General features: G+C 72.0%; 5 protein-coding genes. 4 read left to right on the forward strand and 1 reads right to left on the reverse strand.

What is annotated here, in order from left to right; genetic code table 11:
• Positions 1-130 precede the first annotated feature (130 nt).
• Positions 131-838, forward strand: coding sequence for a hypothetical protein (locus ABZ260_RS45530; RefSeq protein ID WP_355630626.1), 708 nt, complete (start codon positions 131-133; stop codon positions 836-838).
• 118 nt (positions 839-956) lie between these two features.
• On the opposite strand, the gene ABZ260_RS45535 is transcribed toward ABZ260_RS45530, so the two are convergent.
• Positions 957-1,772: an IclR family transcriptional regulator gene (locus tag ABZ260_RS45535; protein ID WP_355555649.1), complete on the reverse strand. Its 816-nt coding sequence runs from the start codon at positions 1,770-1,772 to the stop codon at positions 957-959.
• Between the two features lie 169 nt (positions 1,773-1,941).
• Between ABZ260_RS45535 and ABZ260_RS45540 the strand changes: the two genes are divergently transcribed.
• The 3 genes from ABZ260_RS45540 to ABZ260_RS45550 form a co-directional block, all read left to right on the forward strand.
• Positions 1,942-3,228: a flavin reductase gene (locus ABZ260_RS45540; RefSeq protein ID WP_355630629.1), complete on the forward strand. Its 1,287-nt coding sequence runs from the start codon at positions 1,942-1,944 to the stop codon at positions 3,226-3,228.
• Between the two features lie 41 nt (positions 3,229-3,269).
• Positions 3,270-4,547: an acyl-CoA dehydrogenase family protein gene (locus ABZ260_RS45545; protein ID WP_355630631.1), complete on the forward strand. Its 1,278-nt coding sequence runs from the start codon at positions 3,270-3,272 to the stop codon at positions 4,545-4,547.
• A gap of 38 nt (positions 4,548-4,585) precedes the next feature.
• Positions 4,586-5,434 (forward strand): aldehyde dehydrogenase family protein (locus tag ABZ260_RS45550; protein ID WP_355630634.1); only part of this gene is annotated, 849 nt, incomplete at its 3' end.

Below are 5,434 nucleotides of genomic sequence, written 5' to 3' on the forward strand. Positions count from 1 at the left end.
TCCGCGACGGGCGTCTGCCGGGTGGGCGCAGCAGCCCGTCGGCGGTCATCCGGGCCGCCACGTCGGCGAGTGCCGTACGGGCGAGGAACTGCAACTTCGTTTCCAAAACTGGCAATTAAGGGAGTGTTGAGTGGGACCTCATCCGCACGGCTGGTGGATCGTGCTCCACCTGGTGCTGTTCGTCTTCTGGCTGGGCGGGGACCTGGGCGTCTTCTACTCCAGCAGATCCGTGCTGAATCCGGCGCTGACCCCCGCCGCTCGCGCCACCGCACTGAAGATCATGAGCGGCCTGGATCTCGGCCCGAAGATCTGCCTGGTGCTCTTCCTGCCCAGCGGGGTGACGCTCATGGCGCTCGAACCGCACGGGGCCGAACTCTTCGGTGTGCGCCTCTTCCCACTCTGGTCGGTCCTGCTCGTCTGGGCCTTCACCGCCCTCTGGCTGGTGCTGACCGTGGCCGACCACCGCACCCACGGCCGATTCCCCCGGGTACGGCAGGCCGACTGGGCGATCCGGATCGCGCTGGTCACCGCGATCGCCGCGGCGGCGGGCCACACCCTGCTGGCCGACCGTCCGTTCGGGGTGGACACGAACCCCCGATGGCTGGGGGCCAAACTGCTGCTCTACGCGCTGGCCCTCGCGGCCGGGCTGGGCATCCGGCTCAAGCTCCGCGCCTTCGGCCCCGCCTTCGGCACCCTTGTCACCACGGGCTCGACTCCGGAGGTGGAGCGCACGTTGCGCGGCTCCGTCGACGGGTGCCTGCCCTATGTCTGGGTGATCTGGGGCAGCGTGCTCGCGGCGGCCGTGTCGGGCGTGCTCAAACCGGGGGCGCTTCTCTGACCGCGCCGTTCCGGGTCCTTCCGGAACCGGACTCCGGCGCACCCCGCCGCACCGTGGCGGCTCCGGGAGAGAGGGCCCGGCCGGCACGGGGGCGGGGCACCTCACCGCCGCGAACGGATCAGCGGCGGTGACCGAGCTGGGCCGACAGGCGGCCGGCGGCCTCGACCACCAGGGGCGCCGACTCCTGCATGTGTGACTTGAACCGGGTGCTCGGCCCGGACACGCCGATCGCCGCGATCACACCGCCGCCATGGTCGAACACCGGGACGGCGATCGACGTGGCGCCCTCCTGCCGCTCGCCGTAGGAGGTGGCGTAGCCCCGGCGCCGGATCGCGGCCAGCTCGGTGTGCAGCTTGGCCGGATCGGTGATCGTCTTGTCCGTGAGCGCCTCCAGACCGTGCCGGCTCAGGTAGCCCTCGACCTCCTCCTCACGCAGGAACGCCAGGATGGCCTTGGAGGGACCGCCGGCGTGCAGCGGGTAGGGGATGCCGAGCGAGACCTCTATCCGCAACTCCTGCTCGGGGACCACCTGCTCCACGTAGAGGCGGGTGTCGCCGCGCCGTACCGACAGCGTGGCGGTCTCCCTCGTACGGGCCGCCAGCCCGCGCAGCTCGGGGCCGGCCATGGCGCGCAGGTCGGTGCGGGCCAGATAGGCCCGGCCGAGCGCGATCGCGGCGTGCCCCAGTGAGTAACGCCTGGTGACCGGGTCGGCCGCGATGAGCTCGCGGCTGCGCAGCGCGGTCAGGATACGGTGCACGGCCGCCTTGGTCAGGCCGAGCTCCGCGGCGATCTCGGTCACCCCCAGATCCGGGCGGTTGCTGCGCCCGAACAGCAGCAGCACGTCCATCGCGCGTTCCACTGCCGCGATCGACCGGCTCTGGCCGTCGCCCTCGTCCACGGCGTCCGCCGGTCTCGCGCTGGTCCTCGCTGGCACCCGGCGCTCCTCTCGTCTTCGCAGGAGTCCACTCTACGGCGAGAGATTTCCCCATTGGAAACACGACCACCTCCGCTTGGAAACACAGTTACCTCCGCGTTGACACCGGCCACGCAACATCGTTACCTTCAGCGTTACAACGTTTCCAACAGTGAAACAGTGAGGGGCAGTGGCTACTGACGGTGTTTCCTTCCGCGAGGTGCTGGCGCAGTGGCCGAGCGGCGTGGTCATCGTGACGACCGGCACCGCCGGCGGCGAGTGGCACGGCATGACGGCCAGTTCGTTCTCCAGCGTCAGCGTGGACCCGCCGATGGTCCTGGTCTGTCTCGCGAAGACCACCCGGACCCACCGCCTCGTCGAGGAACGGGGAACCTTCGCCGTCAGCATCCTCGGCAGGGACCAGGCGGCGCTCGGCCGCCGGTTCGCCGGGCAGGAGCCCGCACCGAACGGCCCGTTCACCGACGCGCGCTGGGTCACGGGCGTGACCGGCTCCCCGGTGCTCGCCGACTCGATCGGCTGGCTCGACTGCCGGGTCGCGCACGCCTACCCGGGCGGCGATCACACGATCTTCGTCGGCGAGGTACTGGCGGCGGACACGCCCCGGCGCGTGGCTCCCGTGCTGTTCCACTCCCGGGCCTGGGGCCAGCTCGCCGACCCGCTTCCCGACGAGGTCGCCGTCGCTGACACCGGCCTGCTGTCGATCCTGCGCACCCGCGGTTACGAGGAGGCGCGGCTGGCCAGGATCTCCCGCGCGCTGCGCGCCGCGGGTACCAGGGTCCGGCTGTTCGACCCGTACGGCGAGCCGCTCCCCGCCGAGAACCTCGACCCGGTCACGGCCTCCGCGTTGATCGTGGAACCCGCCCAGGTCCACTCCGCCGTCCGCGCGGGTGCCGGGGTGGTCGAGCTGGTCGTCTCGGCTGAGGAGCACGCCGCCTCCGTGCGTGCGGGCGCCGGCCCGCCGGCTCCGGAGAGCGCGGCCCCGACCGTGGAGGCCGCCCGGCGGGCGGGTCTGACGACGGTCGCGCACATAACCGAGTCCTTCGCCGAGGACCGCGCGGACGCCGTCGTCTCCGCGGTCGGACGGCTGGCCGACCTCGGCTGCGACGAGATCGGGCTGGAGGAGGGCAGGCTCCACGCCTCCCCGCTACGGGTACGCGAGCTCCTGCGGGACGCCTCCGCCGCGGCCCGGTCCGCCGTCCTGCGGGTCCGCCTGCGGGAGCGGAACGGGATCGGCATGGTCAACGCGCTGGTCGCGATGAAGAGCGGAGTAGGGCACTTCGACACCACGCTCGGCGGAGTGGACGGCTCACTCCCCGGGGAGGACGTGCTCTTCCTGGCCTCCCAGCTGGAGGTGGCCAGCTCCGTCGACCGTACCGCCCTGGTCGCCGGCGCCACCGAGCTGGAGAGCTCCTGGGGTTCCCCCCTGCCCGGACGCACCTACCGATTCGTCAGTTGAACCCGTACCACCCCGACTCCACCTGCCTGAGGGGGCACAACGTGACCGACAAGCTGACCGGCGAACGTCTCGTCGACGACATGACCGATGCCGAGCGCGCCCGTGCGGCCCGAGTCGAGGCGGTGCTGCCCGCGCTGCGCGCCGCCGCGGCCAAGGCAGACGAGGACGCCCTCTTCCCGATCGAGCACATCGCGCTGCTGCGCGAGGCCGGGCTGCTCGGGCTGGTGGTTCCCGAGGAGCACGGCGGGCTCGGCGGCACACTGCGCGACCTGGCCGCGGCCACCTTCGCGATGGGCACGGCGTGCCCGTCCACGGCACTGGCCTACTTCTTCCACAACACCAGCGCCTCCCGAGGGCTGCTGCCGCTGGAGGCGATCGAGGCGGGCCTGTTCACCGACGAGGAGGCCCCCGTGGTGCGGGCCTTCGCCGAGAAGGTGCTGACCCGGATGGCCTCCGGGACGTGGCTGGCCAACTTCGCCTCCGAGTCGGTCAAGAGCTCCGGCGCCAACATCACCATCGCCACCACCGCCCGCCGTACCGAGGGCGGCTGGGTCCTGGTCGGCGAGAAGTCCTTCGGCTGCGCCACCGGGGTGGCCGACCACTACCTGACCACCGCCAAGCTGGAGGGGTACGACACGGCCGAGGGCCTGGTCACGTTCTTCGTGCCACGCGACGCGCCGGGGGTCTCCGTCCGCGCGCCGTGGGACGGTCTGGGCATGCGGGCCACGGCCAACAACGGCATCCGGCTCGACGGCGTGTTCATCCCCGACGACGAGGCGCTGACGATCCCCGGGGCGTTCACCCGGATGCTGCAGATGAGCCGGGGCAGCTTCGTCGGCAACCAGCTGGCCATCTCCGCCGTCTACACCGGATGCGCGCAGAACGTCTACGACGTCGTGGTCGAGCAGCTCACCAAGAAGACCTTCGCCGACACCGGGCGGCCGATCGCCGCCAGCCCGATGCACCAGGTGCTGATCGGCGACATGACGGTACAGCTGGAGACCGCCTACCTGTGGCTCCGCCGCCAGTTGCGGCTGGAGACCTCCGAGCCGCCGCTGCGGCCCAAGTCCGAGGTGTTCCGGCAGTGGCGGATGGGCAAAGGCTCGGTCACCGAGGCGTGCTTCCAGGTCGCCCTCGGCGCGTTCAAGGCCTCCGGCACCTCCGGCGCGATGATGGGCGGCGTGGTCGGCCGCGCCCTGCGCGACCTCGCGATGGGGCTGGTGATGACCTTCCCCGCCGAACGCGGCAAACTTGAGGCCGCCCAGATGGTCACCCAGGCCAAGGAGAACGAACTGTTCGCCATCGCGGACCGTCCGTGAGACGACCGGGCGCACCCGAGAACAGCCCTGGAGCATCCATGATCGACATTCCCGAAGTCCAGGACCTGGTCGACGGCACCTGGGCCACCTGCACCGACGACCTGGGCTTCGACCTGGAGGACCCCGCGACGGGCAAGCCGGTGACCCGGGCCGTGGGCACCTCCGCCGCCCGGATCGGCGCGGCGCTCACCGCGGCCGAGAACACGTCGGCCTCCTGGGCGGCGACCTCGTCCGAACGCCGGGCCGAGATCCTTGACTCCGTCGCCGACGCGCTCGAAGCGCGGATCCCGGCGATCGTCGCCCTGGAGTCCTTCGCCACCGGCGTGCCGATCCGCCAGACCGCCCCGCTGGGAATGATCATCGGGGGCGCGTTCCGGCTGGCCGCGGGAGAACTGCGCGAGGGCCGGCTGCTCGGCACCGAGATCCGTGAGGACGGCCGCACGGTGGAGGTGCACCGGCTTCCCCTGGGGCCCGCCCTGTGCCTGGTGCCGTGGAACGCCCCCGCGCCGATGGCGGCGCACAAGACCGCCAGCGCGCTCGCCGCCGGCTGTCCGGTGATCCTCAAGGTGAGCGAATACGCCCCCTACGGCTCCCAGCTGCTCGCCCGGGTCCTGCATGAGACGCTCCCCCCGGGTGTCTTCCAACTCGTCCAGGGCGGCCCGAGGACGGGCGAGCGGCTGGTCGGCGACCCACGCGTCCGCGCGGTCTCCTTCACCGGCGGCCTGGCCGGGGGCCGGTCGGTCGCCGCCGCCTGCGCCGCCGGCCTGCGCCCCGCCCAGCTGGAGCTCGGCGGCAACAACCCCCTGGTGGTCCTGCCCGACGCTCGGGGCGGCCATCACCCGCCGCTGCCTCGAACTCGGCCTCCACATGAACATCGTGCAGCCGCC

The sequence above is a fragment of the Streptosporangium sp. NPDC006013 genome, assembly GCF_040614275.1.
Taxonomy (GTDB): Bacteria; Actinomycetota; Actinomycetes; order Streptosporangiales; family Streptosporangiaceae; genus Streptosporangium.